Annotated in this window: 19 protein-coding genes; 10 read left to right on the plus strand and 9 right to left on the minus strand. The window is 61.5% G+C overall.

Going from position 1 to position 21,376, the window contains the following annotated elements; all coding sequences use genetic code 11:
• Positions 1-128: 128 nt before the first annotated feature.
• The 7 genes from AACY44_RS11165 to bioB all read right to left on the minus strand — a co-directional run bounded on the left by AACY44_RS11165 (position 129) and on the right by bioB (position 7,169).
• Entirely contained in the window at positions 129-1,934 is a 1,806-nt protein-coding gene (locus AACY44_RS11165; RefSeq protein ID WP_339415381.1) for a phenylacyl-CoA dehydrogenase, read from the minus strand.
• A 335-nt stretch (positions 1,935-2,269) separates the two neighbouring features.
• Positions 2,270-2,551 (minus strand): pyrroloquinoline quinone biosynthesis protein PqqE, encoded by a 282-nt coding sequence (locus tag AACY44_RS11170; RefSeq protein ID WP_339415380.1) that lies wholly within the window; start codon positions 2,549-2,551, stop codon positions 2,270-2,272.
• Between the two features lie 106 nt (positions 2,552-2,657).
• Positions 2,658-3,338 carry a dethiobiotin synthase gene (bioD, locus tag AACY44_RS11175; protein WP_339415379.1) on the minus strand — a complete coding sequence of 227 codons (681 nt, stop codon included), beginning with the start codon at positions 3,336-3,338 and terminating at the stop codon, positions 2,658-2,660.
• On the minus strand, positions 3,335-4,147 hold the full coding sequence (gene bioC, locus AACY44_RS11180) for a malonyl-ACP O-methyltransferase BioC (protein ID WP_339415378.1): 813 nt from the start codon (positions 4,145-4,147) through the stop codon (positions 3,335-3,337). Before bioC ends, bioD begins: the two co-directional genes overlap by 4 nt.
• Complete coding sequence (locus AACY44_RS11185; RefSeq protein ID WP_339436918.1) at positions 4,140-4,871, minus strand: alpha/beta fold hydrolase; 732 nt, start codon at positions 4,869-4,871, stop codon at positions 4,140-4,142. The genes bioC and AACY44_RS11185 overlap by 8 nt, the downstream gene beginning before the upstream one ends.
• Positions 4,864-6,045, minus strand: a complete 1,182-nt coding sequence (bioF, locus tag AACY44_RS11190; protein WP_339436919.1) for an 8-amino-7-oxononanoate synthase — start codon at positions 6,043-6,045, stop codon at positions 4,864-4,866. Before bioF ends, AACY44_RS11185 begins: the two co-directional genes overlap by 8 nt.
• Before the next feature lie 68 nt (positions 6,046-6,113).
• The gene (gene bioB, locus AACY44_RS11195) at positions 6,114-7,169 is read right to left on the minus strand and encodes a biotin synthase BioB (protein WP_339415375.1); all 1,056 of its coding nucleotides are present in this window, start codon (positions 7,167-7,169) and stop codon (positions 6,114-6,116) included.
• A 92-nt stretch (positions 7,170-7,261) separates the two neighbouring features.
• Here bioB and AACY44_RS11200 point away from each other — a divergent pair, with 92 nt between their 5' ends.
• From AACY44_RS11200 to rarD, 5 genes are all read left to right on the plus strand, one after another.
• Positions 7,262-7,999: a ComF family protein gene (locus AACY44_RS11200; RefSeq protein ID WP_339415374.1), complete on the plus strand. Its 738-nt coding sequence runs from the start codon at positions 7,262-7,264 to the stop codon at positions 7,997-7,999.
• Positions 8,000-8,057: 58 nt separating this feature from the next.
• Entirely contained in the window at positions 8,058-8,822 is a 765-nt protein-coding gene (locus tag AACY44_RS11205) for a TOBE domain-containing protein (RefSeq protein WP_339415373.1), read from the plus strand.
• A gap of 79 nt (positions 8,823-8,901) precedes the next feature.
• Entirely contained in the window at positions 8,902-10,800 is a 1,899-nt protein-coding gene (locus AACY44_RS11210; protein ID WP_339530288.1) for a PhoX family protein, read from the plus strand.
• A 153-nt stretch (positions 10,801-10,953) separates the two neighbouring features.
• Positions 10,954-11,928 (plus strand): serine/threonine protein kinase, encoded by a 975-nt coding sequence (locus tag AACY44_RS11215; RefSeq protein ID WP_106575556.1) that lies wholly within the window; start codon positions 10,954-10,956, stop codon positions 11,926-11,928.
• A gap of 170 nt (positions 11,929-12,098) precedes the next feature.
• Complete coding sequence (gene rarD, locus AACY44_RS11220; RefSeq protein ID WP_339415371.1) at positions 12,099-12,983, plus strand: EamA family transporter RarD; 885 nt, start codon at positions 12,099-12,101, stop codon at positions 12,981-12,983.
• A gap of 223 nt (positions 12,984-13,206) precedes the next feature.
• Here the strand turns inward: rarD and AACY44_RS11225 are convergent, their stop codons facing one another.
• Positions 13,207-13,719 (minus strand): glycine cleavage system protein R, encoded by a 513-nt coding sequence (locus tag AACY44_RS11225; RefSeq protein WP_339415370.1) that lies wholly within the window; start codon positions 13,717-13,719, stop codon positions 13,207-13,209.
• A gap of 267 nt (positions 13,720-13,986) precedes the next feature.
• On the opposite strand from AACY44_RS11225, the gene AACY44_RS11230 reads away from it, so the two are divergent.
• On the plus strand, positions 13,987-16,164 hold the full coding sequence (locus tag AACY44_RS11230; protein WP_339427677.1) for a malate synthase G: 2,178 nt from the start codon (positions 13,987-13,989) through the stop codon (positions 16,162-16,164).
• 171 nt (positions 16,165-16,335) lie between these two features.
• Here AACY44_RS11230 and AACY44_RS11235 read toward each other — a convergent pair whose 3' ends face one another.
• On the minus strand, positions 16,336-16,782 hold the full coding sequence (locus AACY44_RS11235) for a response regulator (protein WP_339415461.1): 447 nt from the start codon (positions 16,780-16,782) through the stop codon (positions 16,336-16,338).
• A 245-nt stretch (positions 16,783-17,027) separates the two neighbouring features.
• On the opposite strand from AACY44_RS11235, the gene AACY44_RS11240 reads away from it, so the two are divergent.
• The 4 genes from AACY44_RS11240 to AACY44_RS11255 all read left to right on the plus strand — a co-directional run bounded on the left by AACY44_RS11240 (position 17,028) and on the right by AACY44_RS11255 (position 21,232).
• Positions 17,028-18,950 carry a putative nucleotidyltransferase substrate binding domain-containing protein gene (locus tag AACY44_RS11240; RefSeq protein WP_339436922.1) on the plus strand — a complete coding sequence of 641 codons (1,923 nt, stop codon included), beginning with the start codon at positions 17,028-17,030 and terminating at the stop codon, positions 18,948-18,950.
• Positions 18,947-19,654 (plus strand): 3'-5' exonuclease, encoded by a 708-nt coding sequence (locus AACY44_RS11245; RefSeq protein ID WP_339455941.1) that lies wholly within the window; start codon positions 18,947-18,949, stop codon positions 19,652-19,654. The genes AACY44_RS11240 and AACY44_RS11245 overlap by 4 nt, the downstream gene beginning before the upstream one ends.
• A gap of 100 nt (positions 19,655-19,754) precedes the next feature.
• Positions 19,755-20,273: an RNA polymerase sigma factor gene (locus tag AACY44_RS11250; protein ID WP_339530290.1), complete on the plus strand. Its 519-nt coding sequence runs from the start codon at positions 19,755-19,757 to the stop codon at positions 20,271-20,273.
• A complete protein-coding gene (locus AACY44_RS11255; protein ID WP_339415366.1) occupies positions 20,270-21,232 on the plus strand; it encodes a FecR family protein in 963 nt (320 codons plus the stop codon). The genes AACY44_RS11250 and AACY44_RS11255 overlap by 4 nt, the downstream gene beginning before the upstream one ends.
• The last annotated feature ends 144 nt before the right edge of the window (positions 21,233-21,376 follow it).

Raw genomic sequence — 21,376 nt, forward strand, 5'->3', positions numbered from 1 at the left:
CACATTGCCATCACTGTAACGGCAGCCGGCAGCAATCCCTGAGTACTGTGCTGCGGTTTTTTATCGCGCACAAAAAAGCCGCTGCTCTTGTCAAGGAGCAGCGGCTGTGGAAGTGGACCCGGTGAGGCTTAGTAAGCCAGGCCGAAGTCTTCTTCTTTCATGTCCATCAGGTTGTTGGCGCCCGATAGCATGGTAGCTTTATGGGTCTGGGTACGCGGCAGGATACGCTGGAAGTAGAAGCGCGCGGTCTGCAGCTTGGCGGTGTAGAACGCCTCTTCGGTGGTGCCAGCAGCCAGTTTTTCGGCAGCCAGGCGCGCCATGTCGGCCCAGAAGTAAGCCAGGCACGCATAACCGGAGTACATCAGGTAGTCCACCGAGGCGGCACCCACTTCTTCACGGTCTTTCATCGCGGCCATGCCGACCTTCATGGTCAACTCGCCCCACTCTTTGTTCAGCGCAGCCAGCGGAGTAACAAACTCCTGAACGGCTTCGTTGCCTTCGTTGGCCTGGCAGAACTTGTGGACGATCTTGGTGAAGCCCTTGAGCGCTTCGCCCTGGGTCATCAGCACTTTACGGCCGAGCAGGTCCAGCGCCTGGATACCGGTGGTGCCTTCGTACAGCATCGAAATGCGGCTATCACGAACGTTCTGCTCCATGCCCCACTCGGCGATGAAGCCGTGGCCACCGTAGATCTGTACGCCGTGGTTGGCAGACTCAAAACCGACTTCGGTCATGAACGCCTTGGCGATCGGGGTCATGAAGGCCAGCAGGCCGTCAGCCTGTTTCTTGGCTTCGTCGTCGGTGCCGTATTTGACGATGTCCACTTGCTTGGCGGTGAAGTACACCATCGCACGGTTGCCTTCGGCGAAGGCTTTCATGGTCAGCAGCATGCGGCGCACGTCTGGGTGCACGATGATCGGGTCAGCGGCTTTTTCCGGCGCTTTCGGGCCAGTCAGCGAGCGCATTTGCAGGCGGTCGCGGGCGTACTTCAGGCCGCCCTGGAAGCCGATCTCGGCGTGGGCCAGGCCTTGCAGCGCCGTGCCCAGGCGAGCGGTGTTCATAAAGGTGAACATGCAGTTCAGGCCTTTATTCGCCGGGCCGATCAGAAAACCGGTGGCCGCGTCGAAGTTCATCACGCAGGTAGCGTTGCCGTGGATACCCATCTTGTGTTCCAGGGAGCCACAGGTCACCGCGTTGCGCTCACCCACCGAACCATCGGCGTTTGGCATGAATTTCGGCACGATGAACAGCGAGATGCCTTTGGTGCCAGCCGGTGCGTCCGGCAGGCGGGCCAGTACGATGTGGACGATGTTGTCGGCCATGTCGTGTTCACCGGCCGAGATGAAGATCTTGGTGCCGGAGACCTTGTAGGAACCGTCAGCCTGAGGCTCAGCCTTGGTGCGCAGCATGCCCAGGTCGGTGCCGCAGTGTGGCTCGGTAAGGCACATGGTGCCGGTCCATTCACCCGACACCAGTTTGGTCAGGTAGGCCTCTTGCTGCTCTGGGGTGCCATGCTCGGAAATGGTGTTCATCGCACCGTGGGACAGGCCCGGGTACATGCCCCATGACCAGTTGGCTTCGCCAACCATTTCGCTGACTGCCAGGCCCAGGGACTCCGGCAGGCCTTGGCCACCGTGCGCCACGTCGTGGGCCAGGCTTGGCCAGCCGCCTTCAACGAATTGCTTGTAGGCTTCTTTGAAACCAGCAGGGGTCTTAACGCCTGACTCACTCCAGGTGCACCCTTCGATGTCGCCCACGCGGTTCAGCGGTGCCAGCACTTGTTCACAGAACTTGGCGCCTTCTTCAAGGATGGCGTCAACCATGTCCGGGGTAGCGTCCTGGCAAGCCGGCAGGCTCTGATAGTGCGCTTCATAGCCGAGCAGTTCGTCACGAACGAAGCGAATATCACGCAAGGGGGCCTTGTAGTCAGGCATAGCGATAAACCTCTGCTGATGTATCTGGAATGAACAACCGCGTGGATGGGTTATGGCGGTCAAACAGGTGTTTGAAACATACGTTTACCACCTGGGGATGTCAAGCGTCGTCCGGGTGCCGTTTGTCATGACGTGGGTCAATGGCGCGCACGGCAACGTCTGCGGCGGGTTGCCACACCAAAATGAGTGTAGAAGTTCGAGAGGACGAAGCAGAACAACTGTGTGAGCGGGCTTGCCTGCGCTACAGGCGCCTCGCTGCATCAACAGGACCGAACAGATGCTATCGCGGGCAAGCCCTCTCCCACAGGAGAGCCGGTGTGCAGGCGGCGAGAGCGTTAAGCGTAGGTATCGATCAACGTGCCGAGCATTTCATCCGAAGCCTTGGCGACTTTTACGCCGAGCTCGACTTGGAACTTGCCTTGGGCCATTTCCACCATGTTGCTGGCCGAGTTGGACAGCTGGGCGCGGTCGTTGGCTTGTAGACGGTCGCTTTGCGCATCCGATGGCTGGGTCGTGGCGGCGCTGGCAATCTTGCCCGCAGCCTGGTCGACACGGTTCTGCCCGGCCTGAATAGTGCTCAGCCCCGAGTAAAACGCGCTGCTTCCAGAGATTTCCATGGCGTAAGCCTGCCTTTAGAGAATCGTGAGCTGTGATTGAAGCAGAGTTGCCCACAAAACACCCGACAAAAACACTAATGGCATAATGCCTCAGCGATAGCCAAAATCAGTCAAGCAAGTCTAATTGCAGGTACTCCGCCACGGTTTCAGCCCCCGCCTGCTTAAGTTTCGGCACACGGCCCAGGCATGGCGCAGGCAACCGCTCTGCCAGGGTGGCGAGGTTTTCTTCCAGACGGGAGGTCTTGGGGTCGATGATATTGGCCACCCACCCGGCCAACTGCAAACCGTCTCGCGCGATGGCTTCGGCGGTAAGCAAGGCGTGACTGATGCACCCCAGCCGCACACCCACCACCAAGATCACGGGCAGTTTGAGCGCCATGGCCAGGTCCGACAAATTCGCCTGATCGGCCAATGGCACACGCCATCCGCCGGCGCCTTCGATCAGGGTGAAATCCGCTTGCCTGGCCAGAACTTGCTGCATAGGTTTGAGCAAAGAGTGAACGGTGAGCGAGACACCCGCTTCCCGCGCCGCCAGATGGGGCGCGATGGCCGGTTCGAATGCCACCGGGTTGACCTCGGCATAACTCAGGGGCAATGAGCATTCGGCCAACAATGCCAGCGCATCGGCATTACGCAAGCCTTTGGGCGTGACCTGGCAGCCGGAAGCCACCGGTTTGCCGGCAGCGGTGCTTTTGCCGGCTTGCCGCGCCGCGTGTAACAGGCCGGCGGCAATGGTGGTCTTGCCGACATCGGTGTCGGTGCCAGTGATGAAGTAAGCGGCGGTCATAGCGGTTTCTCCAGTACGGCATACACCACTTGGTAAGTCGCCGGCAGGCCCTGGGCCTGACGGAACTGCTCATACGCTTGCACCAGTGCAACAATCCGCGCACGCCCCGTCAAGCCTCCCGGCCGGCCGGGGTTGAGGTTATGCGCGCCCAAGGCCTTCAGCTCGTGGGTCAGGCTGCGCACGTCCGGGTAGTGCAACACATGGGGGCGGCGCTCCAGGCTCACTACTCGCAGGCCACTGGCCGCACACCGCTGCTGATAAGCCTCGAAGGTGCGAAAGCGGTTGACGTGGACCAGGCCATCCGCGGCGCGCCAGCTTTCGCGCAGTTCTTCCAGGGTGCCCACGCAAAGACTGGCAAACGCCAGAACACCCCCCGGTTGCAGCACACGATAGGCTTCACTGAGCACCGCCTCGAAGTTCGCGCACCATTGCACCGCGAGACTGGAGAAGATCAGCCCGCAACTGGCGTCGTGCAGCGGTAAACGCTCGGCGTCCCCCGCGATGAAATGTCTAGCGCCACCCAACGGCCGCGCGTGGTTGAGCATGCCTTCGGCAATATCCAGCGCCACGCCCTGGCTGGCGGGCAACCGTTCACCCAACACACGGCTGAAATAACCGGTGCCGCAGCCCATGTCCAGCCAGCGTTGCGGCGCGATGCCTGCTGGCAGACGCGCCAGCAATTGGCTGCCCACCGCCCGCTGCAACTCGGCAACGCTGTCGTAACTGGCCGCCGCGCGGGAAAAGGAGGCCGCCACCTGGCGCTTGTCCGGCAAGCCACCCGGCAGCGGGGCGTGGGATAAATCAGTCATCGACGCACTCATGCAAAAAGGCCTGGATGGCCCCCGCTACACCGTGGGGGTCTTCCAGAAGAAACGCGTGGCCGGCCTGTTCAATCAGGCCGATTTCAACATCGGGGAGCAGGGCCAGCAGGGCGCTGGCGGCTTCGGCGGGCACCAACTCGTCCATGCCGGCAAACAGGTGCAGCTGCGGGCCACGGAAGGCCAGCAAAGCGTCGCGCGTATCGAGTTGGGCGAGCAGCTCAAGCCCGGGCATCAACACACTCGTCGGTGTATTCGGCGCGCCACTGACCAGCAGGCGCGACAACCCGCGTGGGTCCTCCGCGCCCTTGGCGCACAACAGGCCGAAGCGCTTGAGGGTGACCTGGGAGTCGGCATGGCAGCCGGCGAGGAACGCGTCAAAGGTCTCGGCGGGCATCGCGCTCGGCCAGCCGTCATGGGCAACGAAACATGGATTGCTGGCCAGGGTCAGCAGGCCGCAGCAGCGCTCTGCGCGTCGCGCCGCCAGCGCCGAAGCGAGCATGCCACCCAGCGACCAACCGCCCAGCCAGGCGTTGTCCGGCAGCGTGGCGTCGAGTTCATCGAGCCATTCATTCAGGTCACTGGAGTCCAGCGCCGGCAGCGGCTCGATCTGCACCCGCAGGTGCTCGTCCAGGCCTTGCAAGGCGGCGGCCAAAGGCTCCAACGGCGATACGCCAAGGCCCCAGCCGGGCAGTAATATCAGTCGATCACGCATGGTTAGGCTCCGTGGCGCCTAACAAGCGGAAACACGCTTCCAATGCATTTAACAATAGCCGCACCTGCGCCTCGCTGTGGGCCGCGGTCAAGGTCACGCGTAAGCGCGCGCTGCCAGCCGGCACGGTAGGTGGGCGGATCGCGGTCACCATCAAGCCGCGTTCGCGCAGCATGTGCGACAGGCGCATGGCTTTGGCACTGTCGCCGATCAGGATCGGCTGGATCGGCGTAAAGCTGTCCATCAAGTCCAGGCCGAGCTGCTCCGCGCCCTGGCGGAACTGGCGAATGAGGCTATTGAGGTGCTCGCGCCGCCAGTGCTCGGTACGCAACAGCTCCAGGCTTTTCAAGGTAGCGCAGGCCAGGGCGGGCGGTTGGCTGGTGGTGTAGATGTAGGGCCGGGCGAATTGGATCAGGCTTTCGATCAGTTCTTCGCTGCCGGCCACAAAGGCCCCCGCCGTACCGAAGGCCTTGCCGAGGGTGCCGACCAGCACCGGCACCTCCTCCTGGCTGAGGCCGAAATGCTCGACGATCCCGCCGCCATTAGCACCCAAAGGGCCGAAACCGTGGGCGTCGTCCACCATCAACCAGGCGCCCTTTGCCTTGGTTTCACGGGCCAGCGCGGGCAAATCCGCCAGATCGCCGTCCATGCTGAACACGCCGTCGGTGACCACCAGCGTATTACCGGTCGCCTTCTCCAGGCGCTTGACCAGGCTTTCAGCGTCGTTGTGCAGGTAGCGATTGAAGCGCGCACCGGACAGCAGGCCGGCATCCAGCAGCGAGGCGTGGTTAAGCCGGTCTTCCAGCACCGTGTCGCCCTGCCCCACCAACGCCGTGACCGCACCGAGGTTGGCCATGTAGCCGGTGGTAAACAGCAAGGCGCGTGGGCGACCGGTCAGGTCCGCCAGGGCTTCTTCCAGTTCATGGTGCGGCGTGGCATGCCCGACCACCAAGTGCGAAGCGCCACCGCCCACGCCCCAACGGGAGGCACCGGCGCGCCAGGCCTCGATCACCTGCGGATGATTGGCCAGGCCCAGGTAATCGTTATTGCAAAACGCCAGCAACGGCTGGCCGTCCACCACCACTTCCGGGCCTTGGGGGCTACCCAGCAGCGGGCGTCGGCGATAGAGGTGTTCGGCACGGCGGGCAGCGAGGCGCGCGGCGAGATCAAAAGACATGCAGGCCTCATTTAAGCAGACTGAGCGCGGTCGAAGTGTGGGAGCGCATCCAAGGTGAGACCGGGGGTTCACACAGCGGCGTTATAGAACTGCTCGCTGCTCTTGTGCTCCACCAACGCCTGCTCGATCGCGGCCTGATGCACCTCATCCGCGTGCTCTTCCCGCGCTTGCGGCAGGATGCCCAGGCGCGAGAACAGTTGCATGTCCTTGTCAGCCTGTGGGTTGGCGGTGGTCAGCAATTTGTCGCCGTAGAAGATCGAGTTGGCACCGGCAAAAAACGCCAAAGCCTGCATCTGCTCGTTCATCGCCTCACGGCCGGCCGACAGGCGCACGTGGGATTGCGGCATCAGGATGCGCGCCACGGCCAGCATGCGGATGAAGTCGAAGGGGTCGATATCCTCGGCATTTTCCAGCGGCGTACCGGCGACCTTAACCAGCATGTTGATCGGCACTGACTCAGGATGCTCAGGCAGGTTGGCCAGTTGGATCAGCAAGTTGGCGCGGTCGTCGAGGGACTCGCCCATGCCAAGGATGCCACCGGAGCAGATCTTCATCCCCGAATCGCGCACATAGGCCAGGGTTTGCAGGCGCTCGCCATAGGTGCGGGTAGTGATAATGCTGCCGTAGAACTCCGGCGAGGTATCGAGGTTGTGGTTGTAGTAGTCAAGGCCGGCCTGGGCCAGGGCCTCGGTCTGGTCCTGGTCCAAGCGGCCGAGGGTCATGCAGGTTTCCAGGCCCATGGCCTTCACGCCTTTGACCATCTGCAGCACGTAAGGCATGTCTTTGGCCGACGGGTGCTTCCAGGCGGCGCCCATGCAGAAACGCGTCGAGCCGATGGCTTTGGCGCGAGCGGCCTCTTCGAGGACCTTCTGCACTTCCATCAGCTTTTCTTTTTCGAGGCCCGTGTTGTAGTGGCCCGACTGCGGACAATATTTGCAATCTTCCGGGCAGGCACCGGTTTTGATCGAGAGCAGCGTCGACACTTGCACACGGTTGGCGTCGAAATGCGCGCGGTGCACGGTCTGCGCCTGGAACAACAGGTCATTGAACGGCTGCACGAACAGCGCTTTGACTTCGGCGAGAGACCAGTCGTGACGCAAAGTGGCGGTGGTGCTGGCGCTCATGGGCGATTCCTTGATTATGCTTTGGCAAACGCTGTGGGAAGGGCAATACCCACAGGCACGACACGGATGCTCGGCATATTTAAGGAAGATTCATGCACTGTCAACCAGAGCATAAACACCAGGTTTACATCTGGTTAAAAACCGTACAGACCTGCTTAATCTGCGATGAGGCGACGCAATCCACCCATTGTGTGTGCAACGTCTGCGAAACCGAGCTGCCTTGGCTGCTGGAGCACTGCGACGTGTGCGCCCTTCCACTGCCGATGGAGGGTTTGGTGTGCGGCCAATGCCAGAGACAACCACCGCCCTTTAAACAGGTGATCGCCCCCTGGACCTACAGCTTTCCCATCGACAGCCTGATCAGCCGCTTCAAACACCAGGCGCGCTGGCCCTTCGGGCAGATGCTCGCAAGACTATTGGCGCAACACCTGCAGCACCGCCTGGACAACACTGAACTCACGCGCCCGGATTGCTTGCTACCGGTGCCCATAGCGCGCAAACGCCTGCGCGAGCGCGGGTACAACCAGGCTTTGATGCTGACGCGTTGGCTCAGCAGCGAGCTGAACCTCCCCCACGATGAACATGTGTTGTTACGCCCTCATGATACGGTCGCCCAGCAAGCCCTCGACGCCAAGACTCGCAAGCGCAATCTGCTCGGCGCCTTTGCCCTGGCCCCCGGCGCCCAAGTGCAAGACCGGCACTTTGCCTTGGTGGACGACGTACTCACCACCGGCGCCACCGCCCACAGCCTGGCGCAACTGTTGATGAAGGCCGGCGCGCGACAGGTTGATGTGTACTGCCTGGCGCGCACGCCCAAACCGGGCAGCTGACTTGACTCCAGCCAACCTTGCCCGCAACGTTCGGCCCATCTCATCGAAGCGTACCCACATGTCACTGCCAGCCTCCCTCAGCCAGCACATCATCCGTCGCCCACAGCGCATTGCCTTGCTGGCGCATATCGCCGAGCAGGGCTCCATCACCCGCGCGGCGAAAAGCGCTGGTTTGAGTTACAAGGCGGCGTGGGATGCTATCGACGAGCTGAACAATCTTGCGCAAAAACCACTGGTGGAACGCAGCGTCGGCGGCAAGGGCGGCGGCGGCGCCAAGCTGACGGTCGAGGGTGAGCGAGTCTTGCGTCTTTACCAGCGCCTGCAAGTGTTACAGGCCCAAGTGCTGGGCTCTGATGAAGCCGCCAGTGACTTCAACCTGCTCGGCCGCTTGATGCTGCGCACCAGCGCGCGTAATCAACTGCATGGTCAAGTCGTCGCCATCGAGCATCATGGCCGCAATGATCTGGTCCGCCTGCAACTGGCTGGCGGGCTGACCCTGGATGCGCAAATCACTCACGACAGCACGCAGCGACTGGAGCTGGAAACTGGCGTGGAAGTGGTCGCACTGATCAAGGCGGGCTGGTTGGAATTGCTCGCACCCGAGGTTTCTGCAACAACTGGACACAATTGCATGAGCGGCACCGTCGACGCCATTCTCGATGCCGACGACGGCCCCAGCGAAGTCCGCATCGTGCTGCCCAACGGCCAGGTTCTATGCGCCCTGGCGCAGCGCGACACGCTCAACGCCCTCGGCGCAGCCAGAGGCCAGACGATCCAGGTGCAGTTCGCGCCGAGCAATGTGCTGCTGGGAACACCGGTGTAAGGCGCCACCTTCTTTTAACTGCAACAATTTCGTCACGCCCGCTCCTTAAGGTGTCTGCAAAAACCGCAGGGAGCCTGAGATGAGCCTATTAGAAGAAAACCAAGCCACCGACCTTGAGCAGATGGTCGGCCTCACCCGCCGCCGCTTTATCGGCGCCGGCGCTTTGTGCGGTGCCGCGATGTTCCTGGGCGGCAACCTGCTGACACGCAGCGCCCTGGCCGTCAACGCCGCCACCGCCAGCCCGCTGCTGGGTTTTACCAGCATCGCCGCCGCTACCAGCGACGCTATCACTTTGCCGCCGGGCTACAGCGCTTCGGTGTTGATCAGTTGGGGCCAGCCGCTGAGCAAGAGCGCGCCGGCGTTCGACCCGTCCGGCAACGGCACGGCCAACGCTCAGGAACAGCAGTTCGGTGACAACAACGACGGCATGAGCCTGTTCGCCTTCCCCGGCGACGACAACCGCGCCCTGATGGCGATCAACAACGAATACACCAACTACCGCTACCTCTTTGCCCACGGCGGCGCGCCGCAATCGGCCGAAGACGTGCGCAAGGCGCAGGCCAGCGAAGGCGTGTCGGTGATCGAAGTGCGGCGCAAGGGTGACACCTGGCAGTTCGTCCAGGACTCGCGCTACAACCGGCGCATCCACGGCAACTCGCCGATCCATCTGAGCGGCCCCGCCGCCGGTCACGAATGGCTGAAAACCAGCGCCGACAAATCCGGCAAGAAAGCACTCGGCACCTTCCAGAACTGCGCCAACGGCAAAACCCCGTGGGGCACTTATCTGACCTGTGAAGAGAACTTCACCGACTGCTTTGGCAGCAGCAACCCACAGCAAACGTTTGATGCCGGGCAGAAACGCTACGGCGCCGTCGCCGCCAGCAAAGACATCAACTGGCACCAGCACGACCCGCGCTTTGACCTGGCCAAGAACCCCAACGAGCTCAATCGCCATGGCTGGGTCGTGGAAATCGACCCGTTCGACCCGCAATCCACCCCAGCCAAGCGCACCGCCCTGGGCCGCTTCAAACACGAGAACGCTGCCCTCGCTGAAACCCGCGACGGCCGCGCCGTGGTGTACATGGGCGACGACGAGCGCGGCGAGTTCATCTACAAGTTCGTCAGCCGCGACAAGATCAACCATAAGAACCCCAAGGCCAACAAAGACCTGCTCGACCACGGCACCCTGTATGTGGCGATCTTCGACGCGGGCGACGGCAATGCCGACCACCCCAAGGGCAAGGGCCAGTGGGTCGAGCTGACCCATGGCAAAAACGGCATCGACGCCAGCAGCGGTTTCAACAGCCAGGCCGAAGTGCTGATCCACGCGCGCCTCGCCGCCAGTGTGGTGAAAGCCACGCGCATGGACCGCCCGGAATGGATCGTGGTCAGCCCCACCGATGGTCAGGTCTATTGCACCCTCACCAACAACGCCAAGCGCGGTGAAGACGGCCAACCCGTCGGCGGCCCCAACCCCCGTGAGAAAAACGTCTACGGCCAGATCCTGCGCTGGAAAGCCGACGCCGATAACCACGCCAGCATGGCATTTACTTGGGACCTGTTTGTGGTGGCCGGCAACCCTGGCGTCCACGCCGGCACGCCGAAGGGCGGTTCGTCGAATATCAACCCGCAAAATATGTTCAACAGCCCTGATGGCTTGGGTTTCGACAAGGCCGGGCGGCTGTGGATTCTGACCGACGGCGACTACAGCAACGCGGGTGATTTCGCGGGGATGGGTAATAACCAGATGCTCTGCGCTGACCCGACCACCGGGGAAATCCGTCGTTTCATGGTTGGCCCTGTGGCCTGTGAAGTGACGGGCATCAGCTTCTCGCCGGATCAGAAGACGTTGTTTGTGGGGATTCAGCATCCGGGTGAAACCGGCGGCTCCACCTGGCCGGAGCACCTACCGAATGGCAAGCCGCGTTCGTCGGTGATGGCGATTCGACGGGATGACGGCGGTATCGTCGGCGCCTGATAGACCGCTTTCGCGAGCAAGTCGAAGCGTCGAACCGGCGGTTAGACGCTTCGACTTGCTCGCGAAGGCGTCCCCACAGCCACCACCTATGTATGCTCGTGTGCGTTACCATACCCGGCCGGACGCGGCGACCTGCTGCGCGCAGGAGTTTGCATGGCCCATCCGTTTGAAACACTCACCCCCGACCTGGTGCTCGACGCTGTCGAAAGTATCGGCTTCCTCAGCGATGCGCGCATTCTCGCGCTCAACAGCTACGAAAACCGCGTCTACCAAGTGGGCATCGAAGACTCCGAACCGTTGATCGCCAAGTTCTATCGCCCACAGCGCTGGACTAACGAGGCGATCCTTGAAGAACACCGTTTCACCTTCGAACTGGCCGAATGCGAAGTGCCGGTGGTGGCGCCACTGATCCACAATGGCGAAAGCCTGTTCGAGCACGCCGGTTTCCGCTTCACCTTGTTCCCACGCCGTGGCGGCCGTGCGCCGGAGCCGGGCAATCTGGATCAGTTGTATCGCCTTGGGCAACTGCTTGGCCGTTTGCATGCGGTGGGCTCCACCCGCCCGTTCGAACACCGTGAAGCCTTGGGCGTGAAGAACTTCGGGCACGATTCCCTGACCACCCTGTTGGAAGGCAACTTCATTCCCAAGAGCCTGCTGCCGGCCTACGAGTCCGTGGCGCGCGACCTGCTCAAACGCGTGGAAGAGGTGTACAAGGCCACGCCGCACAAGAACATCCGCATGCACGGCGATTGCCATCCCGGCAACATGATGTGCCGTGACGAGATGTTCCATATCGTCGACCTGGATGACTGCCGCATGGGCCCGGCGGTGCAGGACCTGTGGATGATGCTCGCCGGAGACCGTCAAGAATGTCTGGGACAGTTGTCGGAATTGATGGACGGCTATCAGGAATTCCACGACTTCGACCCGCGTGAACTGGCGTTGATCGAACCGTTGCGCGCCCTGCGCCTGATGCACTACAGCGCCTGGCTGGCACGGCGCTGGGATGACCCGGCGTTTCCCCACAGCTTTCCTTGGTTTGGCAGTGAGCGCTATTGGGGCGACCAGGTGTTGGCATTGCGCGAACAACTCTCGGCCCTGAACGAAGAACCTCTGAAACTCTTCTGACGGCTTCTCTGTGGGCGCCGGGCTTGCCCGCGATGCAGGCACCTCGGTTGTGCAGGAGAACCGAGATGATGCTATCGCGGGCAAGCCCGGCGCCCACAGAAAGCAGATCCCAATGCCTGAGAAATATCCTTACAATTACGCTTTGTTAGCTGCCTAAGCAAGGATTCCGCATGCAAGCCGCCAACCCCCGCAAGGGGTACATCCTGGGCCTTAGCGCCTATGTCATCTGGGGTCTGTTCCCGCTCTACTTCAAAGCCATCGCCAGCGTGCCCGCCGCCGAGATCATCGTGCACCGCGTACTGTGGTCAGCGCTGTTCGGCGGTTTGCTGCTGATGGTGTGGAAACACCCCGGCTGGTTCCGCGAACTGCGTGACAACCCCAAGCGCCTGGCGATCCTGGCCCTCAGCGGTTCGCTGATTGCGGCCAACTGGCTGACGTATGTTTGGTCGGTGAATACGGGGCGCATGCTGGAAGCGAGCCTGGGTTACTACATCAACCCGCTGGTCAATGTGCTGCTGGGCATGCTGATCCTGGGTGAACGCCTGCGCCGTCTGCAATGGGTCGCCGTCGGGCTGGCTGCAGCGGGTGTGGCGCAACAGGTATGGCAGGTGGGCAGCTTGCCGTGGGTGTCGCTGGTGCTGGCGTTGACCTTTGGCTTTTACGGATTGATCCGTAAACAGGCGCCGGTGAAAGCATTGCCGGGGCTGGTGGTAGAAACCTGGATGCTGGTGCCCATTGCTGTCGCATGGCTGCTGTTCAACCCAACGGCCCACAGTGCGCAGCTGGAATTTTGGAGCACCTCAGAAGCCTGGTGGCTGGTAGCTGCGGGCCCAGTGACGCTGATCCCGCTGGTGTGTTTCAACGCCGCCGCACGGCATTTGCCTTACACCGCGCTGGGCTTCCTGCAGTATGTGGCGCCGACGCTGGTGCTACTGGAGGCCGTGCTGCTGTTCGGCGAACACTTGGCGCCGAGCACGTTGACTGCCTTCGCCTTTATCTGGGCAGGCCTGGTGGTGTACAGCGTGGATATCTGGCTGAGCGTGCGAAAACGCTGATCAAATAACGTACAAACCTCTGCAAGGCATGGTCGGCGTGACTTGCAGACACCCATCCCAAGGTTATCCACAACCTGATCCCCGCCATTTGTGCACAAGCCCTTGAAACTGCTCGTTTTTTGCTCAGTTGACGGAGAAGCCCGGCCGGTCTGGCCTGGCGCCGGGTCTCTACAGGTTATCCACAGGCCCATGCAAGATTTCCATGCATAACCTCGTGGCCAGATTATTCCTCGTGGTGCAACTCCACCATCAAGTCATCCGCCAGGGTTTCCAGGGATAACTGCAATACATCCAGGGATAATGCTGCCGGCACCTGCAACAGCGCCTCGGCAGTGAACAACGGGTCACCGCTCATAGGGGCCGGGCGAACGTCAGTGCTCAGACTCGCCAGGTTCACCCCCTGCTGGCTCAGCAGCGCCGTGATCTCGCGCACGATGCCCGAACGGTCGTTGCCCACCAGCGTCATCACAATCGCTTTGGATGCTGAAGCCTGGCCAGTACTGCCCTCACCCACCAGCACACGAATGCCGTGTGTGGATAAATCCTCCAGCGCGCCCACCAATGCCTGACGGCTCTGCGTCGGTACACTGACCCGCAGGATCCCGGCAAACTGCCCGGCCATGTGCGCCATGCGGCTTTCCAGCCAGTTGCCGCCGTGGGCGTTGATGTTCTGCGCAATGCGTTCAACCAGCCCGGGTTTGTCGGCGGCGATAATTGTGAGTACAAGATGGTCCATGGCAAAGCCCTCTGGAATTCAATCTACAAGGTGGACCCGGAAGCCCTTGAAAACAAATCGTGTACCATTTTTATATTTATCTGGAACAATCCAATAGTTTTTTGAGAACATCCGATTCTCCGCTGTGACCGTACGACCAAAGTGGGTCGCTAAACGACGTATTTAGTCTAATTTTCACAACCGCAAGTCATCATGTAGTATGCCCAACCGTGCACTACATAATGAAAATCTGAAAAAGCGCATAAGCTCCGCAGAGTGAGGCAAGCAATGACTGAACACGTTCAAGTCGGTGGCCTGCAGGTCGCCAAAGTCCTGTTCGACTTCGTGAACAACGAAGCCATTCCCGGTACGGGCATCACTGCCGACCAGTTCTGGGCCGGTGCCGACAAGGTCATCCATGATCTGGCACCGAAGAACAAAGCCCTACTCGCCAAACGCGACGATTTCCAGGTGCGCGTCGATACCTGGCACCAGACCCACGCCGGCCAGGCTCACGACCCGGTGGCCTACAAAGCCTTTCTGCAAGACATCGGCTACCTGCAGCCAGAAGCTGCAGACTTCCAGGCCACAACCCAAAACGTCGATGACGAAATCGCCCGCATGGCCGGCCCTCAGTTGGTCGTGCCGGTGATGAACGCGCGCTTCGCACTCAACGCCTCGAATGCGCGCTGGGGTTCGTTGTATGACGCACTGTATGGCACCGACGCCATCAGTGAAGCCGATGGCGCCGAGAAGGGCCAGGGCTACAACAAAGTGCGCGGCGACAAGGTTATCGCCTTCGCCCGCGCTTTCCTCGATGAGGCCGCCCCGCTCAGCGCCGGCAGCCACGCCGAGTCCACCGGCTACAAGATTGCCGATGGCAAGCTGATCGTCAGCCTCAAGGGCGGCAGCAACAGCGGCCTGCGTGACGACGCGCAGTTGATCGGTTTCCAAGGCCCTGCGGCTGAGCCGATTGCGATCCTGCTGAAACACAACGGCTTGCACTTCGAAATCCAGATCGACGCCAGCACCCCGGTCGGCCAGACCGATGCCGCCGGCGTCAAAGACGTGCTAATGGAAGCCGCGCTGACCACCATCATGGACTGCGAAGACTCCGTCGCCGCCGTCGATGCCGATGACAAGGTGGTGATCTACCGCAACTGGCTCGGCCTGATGAAGGGCGACCTGGCCGAAGAAGTAGCCAAGGGCGGTAAGACCTTTACCCGCACCATGAACGCGGACCGCGTCTACACCGGCGTGGATGGCAAGGATGTCACCCTGCACGGTCGTTCGTTGTTGTTCGTACGCAACGTGGGTCACCTGATGACCATCGACGCGATCCTCGACAAAAACGGCAACGAGGTGCCGGAAGGCATTCTTGACGGCTTGCTCACCAGCCTCGCGGCGATCCACAGCCTCAACGGCAACAGCAGCCGCAAGAACAGCCGCACCGGCTCTGTGTACATCGTTAAACCGAAAATGCACGGCCCCGAAGAAGCGGCGTTCACCAACGAGCTGTTCGGGCGCATCGAAGACGTGCTGAACCTGCCGCGCAACACGCTGAAAGTCGGGATCATGGACGAGGAACGCCGCACCACGGTCAACCTCAAGGCCTGCATCAAGGCGGCCAGCGAGCGTGTGGTGTTTATCAACACCGGCTTCCTCGACCGCACTGGCGACGAAATCCACACCTCCATGGAAGCCGGCGCGATGGTGCGCAAGGCCGCGATGAAGGCCGAGAAGTGGATTGGCGCCTACGAAAACTGGAACGTCGATATCGGCTTGAGCACCGGCCTGCAAGGTCGCGCGCAGATCGGTAAAGGCATGTGGGCCATGCCCGACCTGATGGCGGCGATGCTCGAACAGAAAATCGCCCATCCATTGGCCGGTGCCAACACTGCCTGGGTGCCGTCGCCAACGGCAGCCGCATTGCACGCGTTGCACTACCACAAGGTCGACGTTTTCGCCCGCCAGGCCGAACTGGCCAAGCGCGAGCGCGCCTCGGTGGACGATATCCTGACGATTCCTCTGGCCAGCAACACCGACTGGTCTGACGAAGAAGTCCGCAACGAGCTGGACAACAACGCCCAGGGCATCCTTGGCTACGTCGTGCGCTGGATCGACCAGGGCGTCGGCTGCTCGAAAGTGCCGGACATCAACGATGTGGGCCTGATGGAAGACCGCGCCACCCTGCGCATCTCCAGCCAGCACATCGCCAACTGGCTGCGCCACGGCATCGTCAACGAAGCCCAAGTGATGGAAAGCCTAAAGCGCATGGCGCCGGTGGTGGACCGTCAGAATGCCGGCGATAAGTTGTATCGCCCGCTGGCACCGGATTTCGACAGCAACATCGCGTTCCAGGCGGCGGTGGAGTTGGTGATTGAAGGGACCAAACAGCCGAATGGGTATACCGAGCCGGTATTGCACCGTCGGCGGCGGGAGTTCAAGGCTAAAAACGGCCTGTAAATGAAAAAGCCCTGGTCGCGAGATCAGGGCTTTTTATTGGTTTTTGTGACGGCTGGACTGGCGCTTTCGCGAGCAAGCCCGCCCCCACACTTGACCGCGCTCTATCTGGAAAACGCGGTCGACTGTGGGAGCGGGCTTGCTCGCGAAGAGGCCATCACCGTCAACACAGAGTCAGGACGCCATCCCCAACTCCCGCTTCACCAACTTCGCCAACTTCGCGCTATCAATCGGCTTCAACAAAAAATCCACCACACTCAAATGCATCGCATCGATCACATCCGGCGCTTCCGCGTCCCCCGACATGATGATGATCGGCAACGCCGCACGCGTGGATTCGCGAACCTGGCGGATCAGTTCCAGGCCATTGCTGGGCGCCATGCGCAGGTCGGTGATGAGCAAACCGATGGAGCTGCTGGAATTCAACATGTACCACGCCGCCTCACCATTCTCGGCGGTCATGCAGCGAATGCCGTCCAGGCCCAGGATTTCCGCCAGCAGTTCACGCGCGTCTTTGTCGTCATCGACGATCAACACGCGCTGTGGCGGTAGATCAGGCTCCAGCATCACAGCGCTCAGCGCCTCGCGCTCGGCGTCGCTTAAAATATCGTGGTCGGACATACGGTTCTCAGCAGTTCTCATCAATCCACTCCGCTCAGACGTCAGACATCACCGGAGGGTCGAACAATGTGCACTTCGTCGGAAAGTCTGACTAGTGGGCGTTCTACGGGTTTTGGACGATAGTCATGTAAGGCTTTCCCCTAGGTGAGTGCGGTTTGTATCGACCTAGACTTACGTCCAATGGGCACCCGCCGCGCGCGAGTCGACCATGAGGGACGATAACGACAAAAAATGCGGCCACTGTTATGAGTAAAGCTGATGCCTTCGCCCAGGCGGGGAAAACTGCTGTGTTGCAAAACATTCACGGCACCCTGCAGTTCTTGCAGCGCTTCCCGCCCTTCAACCAGATGGAAAACGCACACCTGGCGTTTTTGGTGGAACAGTGCCAGCTGCGCTTTTATGGCCCCGGCGACAGCATCCTTAAACCGTCGGGCGGGCCGGTTGAACATTTTTATATCGTCAAGCAGGGACGGGTCGTAGGTGAGCGCCCGGACAGCGCCGAAACCACTTTTGAAATCGCGACGGGCGAGTGCTTTCCCCTCGCGGCACTGTTAGGTGAACGGGCAACCCGCACCGAGCACAAGGCGGCCGAAGACACCTTCTGCCTGCAACTGAACAAACCGGCGTTTATCAAGCTGTTCGCGCTGTCCAGCCCGTTTCGCGACTTCGCCCTGCGTGGCGTCAGCAGCCTGTTGGACACGGTTAATCAACAGGTGCAACAAAAAGCCGTGGAGACCCTCGGCACTCAATACTCACTGAACACCCGCCTGGGTGAATTGGCCATGCGCCATCCAGTGATGTGCAGCCCAACCACGCCGCTGCGCGAAGCGGTGACGATGATGCACGAACAACAGGTGGGCAGCATTGTGATCGTCGATGAGGGCCAGGCGCCCCTGGGCATTTTCACCCTGCGCGACTTGCGCCAAGTGGTGGCCGATGGCACCAGCGATTTCACCCAAGGCATCGAAGGCCACATGACCCAGGCGCCCTTCTTCTTGACCCCGGACCACAGCGCCTTCGACGCCGCCATCGCCATGACCGAACGGCATATCGCCCATGTGTGCCTGGTCAAAGACCAACGCCTGTGTGGCGTGGTGTCCGAGCGCGATCTGTTTTCCCTGCAACGGGTGGACCTGGTGCACCTGGCGCGCACCATCCGTAACGCGCCACGCGTGGAAAACCTGGTGGCGATTCGCGGCGAGATCGGCCAGTTGGTCGAACGCATGCTGGCCCATGGCGCGTCGTCGACCCAGATCACCCACATCATTACGCTGCTTAACGATCACACCGTATGCCGGGTGATCGAACTCACGCTGGCTGAAAAAGGCGACCCCGGCGTGCCCTTCAGTTGGTTGTGTTTTGGCAGCGAAGGTCGTCGCGAGCAGACGCTGTACACCGACCAGGACAACGGCATTCTGTTCGATGCCAAGGACACCGCCGAAGCAGCGCAGATCCGTAGTCGCCTGTTGCCGCTGGCACAGCAGATCAACCAGAGCCTGGCGTTGTGCGGGTTCAGCCTGTGCAAGGGCAACATCATGGCCGGCAACCCAGAGCTTTGCCTGTCCCGAGCGGAATGGGCGCGGCGTTTTGCGGCCTTTATCCGCGAGGCGACGCCGGAGAATCTGCTGGGCTCCAGCATTTATTTCGACCTGCGCGTGGTGTGGGGCGATGAGCGTGGTTGCGAGCAATTGCGCCAGGGCATTCTCGACCAGGTCGCGGATAACCGCTTGTTCCAACGCATGCTGGCTGAAAACGCGTTGCGCCAACGGCCGCCCGTAGGACGCTTCCGCGAGTTTGTACTGACGCGTAAAGGCGGCGAAAAAGCCACTCTCGACCTCAAGGTGCAAGGCCTGACGCCGTTTGTCGACGGCGCGCGCCTCCTGGCCCTGGCCAACGGCATCCACGCCAATAACACCCTGGAGCGCCTGCGCCAACTGGTGGTCAAGGAAGTGATCGAGCCTCTGGACGGCGCCGCTTATGAAGAGGCCTACCACTTCATCCAGCAAACCCGCATGCAGCAGCACCAGCTGCAAACCCGCGAGAATCAGCCGTATTCCAACCGCGTCGACCCGGACAGCCTCAACCACCTGGACCGGCGCATCCTGCGAGAGTCCCTGCGCCAGGCTCAACGCCTGCAAAGCAGCCTGACGTTGCGGTATCAGTTGTGAGCCTGTTCAGTTGGCTGCGTACGAAAAAGCCTGGGCTGGATACCGCGCAGCAACAACGCCTGGAGCAACTGCGCAAGCCCACCGCGCTGGGCGACGGTTCCTTGCGCAGTCAGCGCTGGGTGGTGGTGGACCTGGAAACCAGCGGCCTGAACCTCAACCGTGATCAGGTGCTGTCCATCGGTGCGGTGGTGATCGAAGACGGCGCGGTGGACTTTTCTCAATTGTTCGAGCGCACGCTGCAACGCGCCGACACCAAACTCAGCCCCAGCGTATTGATCCACGGCCTCGGCCCCAGTGCCATTGCTGCCGGCAGCGACCCGGTCGAGGCGTTGCTGGACTTTATGGCGTTTGTCGGCGACAGCCCATTGCTGGCCTTCCACGCACCGTTCGATCAGCACATGCTGTGCCGGGCGCTCAAGGACAGCCTGGGTTACCGCCTGACGCATCCGTTTCTTGATGTTGCCGACATCGCCCCGCTGCTGTGCCCCGAGGCGCATATACGCGAAGCCGGGCTGGACGATTGGATCAACCACTTCAACCTGCACGTGGGCGAGCGCCATCATGCCAGCGCCGATGCGCTGGCCACGGCGGAGCTGATGCTCATCCTGCTCAGCCGCGCACGCCAGCAACAGATCGACACCCCCCACACGCTGCAAGAGCGCTTGAGCCAGTGGAAGCGGCGTAAACACGCGCCATCGTTTTAATACCCTCTCCCGACAGACGCCAATTGCACCCACCCCACGGCTCTGACACAATCGCGAATAATTCTCGTTAATTTAAACCTCTTGTTTATTCGGTGATGCCTTGTCGTCGGTCCAGAACCCACACAGTGAGCTTGTTGGCGCGTTGTATCGCGACCATCGTGGCTGGCTGCTGGCCTGGCTTCGACGCAATGTGGCCTGCCCAAGCCGCGCCGAAGACCTGAGCCAAGACACTTTCATGCGCCTGCTGGGCCGTGATGAACTGCGCGAACCCCGCGAACCTCGGGCGTTCCTGGTCGCCATCGCCAAGGGCTTGCTGTTCGACTACTTCCGCCGCGCCGCACTGGAACAGGCCTACCTCACCGAACTGATGCTGATCCCGGAAAGCGAACACCCTTCGCCGGAAGAACAGCAACTGGTCCTCGAAGACCTCAAGGCCATCGACCGCCTGCTCGGCAAATTGTCGAGCAAGGCGCGCGCGGCCTTCCTCTACAACCGCCTCGACGGCATGGGCCATGCGGAAATCGCCCAGCGCCTCGGCGTGTCCGTGCCGCGCGTGCGCCAGTACCTGGCCCAGGGCATTCGCCAGTGCTACATCGCCCTGTATGGCGAGCCGCTGTGAACGGTTCCAGACCGGTCTCGGCCCATGTGCTGGATGCAGCCATTGCCTGGCAACTGTCTCTTGATTCAGGAGACGGCAGCGCTATTGAGCGCGAAGAGTTCGGCAAATGGCTGGCCAGCAATGACGAACACGCCCGCGCGTGGCGCCAACTGGGCATGCTCGACCAGCGTTTCAGCGCCGCTTCGGGCCCGGCGCGGGTGGCGTTGTTGCAATCGCGGGAAGGCATTCGCCAGCGCGTGCGCAAGCTGGGCAGTGGTCTGGCGAGCATTGCACTGGTCATTGGCGTGGCATTGTTTGCCGGTGAGCGCTATGTGCCGTTCCATTACTGGCTGGCCGACCAACGCACCGCTACCGGCGAGCAGCGCACGCTGAAGCTGGCGGACGGTACGCTGATCAACCTCAATACCCACAGTGCTATCGATGTGCGTTTTGATGAGAAACGCCGGCTGATCGTGTTGCAGGAAGGCGAGATCCTCGTCGAGACCGGCCACAACGATGCGCGCCCGTTCTATGTACAAACCCGCGACGGCAGCCTGCGGGCGCTGGGCACGCGGTTTATCGTCAAGCGCGAAGACGACGCCACGCGCTTGAGCGTGTTGCAGTCCGCCGTGGCCGCACAGCCTGAGGCGCTGCACCAGGAACAGGTCTTCAAGGAAGGCCAGCAAGTGCTGATGCGCAGCGACGGCCTCGGCCCGATGCTGACTGTCACCCCCGCCACCGACGCCTGGACGCGCGGCATGCTGGTGGTCGACAACGCCCGCCTGGGGGATGTGGTCGAGGAACTCGGCCGCTACCGCACCGGTTACCTGGGTGTGGATAAAGATGTGGCCGACTTGCGTATCACCGGCAGTTTCCCGTTGCACGACACCACGCTGGCGCTGAATGCGCTGCTGCCGACGTTGCCGGTGCAGATTGAGCAGCGTGCACCGTGGTGGGTGACGGTGAAGGGCAAGCCTTAGGTTCGCGATGCCCGTGCTATCGCTATCGCAGGCACGCCAGCTCCACCGTTGAAATGCATTCCAACGTGGGAGCTGGCTTGCCTGCGATGAGGCCCTCAAGAACACCCTGGAAAAATATTTTCACCCCGCCCTATCACTTTTCGA

It is taken from the genome of Pseudomonas sp. RA_15y_Pfl1_P11 (assembly GCF_963970975.1).
Taxonomy (GTDB): domain Bacteria; phylum Pseudomonadota; class Gammaproteobacteria; order Pseudomonadales; family Pseudomonadaceae; genus Aquipseudomonas; species Aquipseudomonas tritici.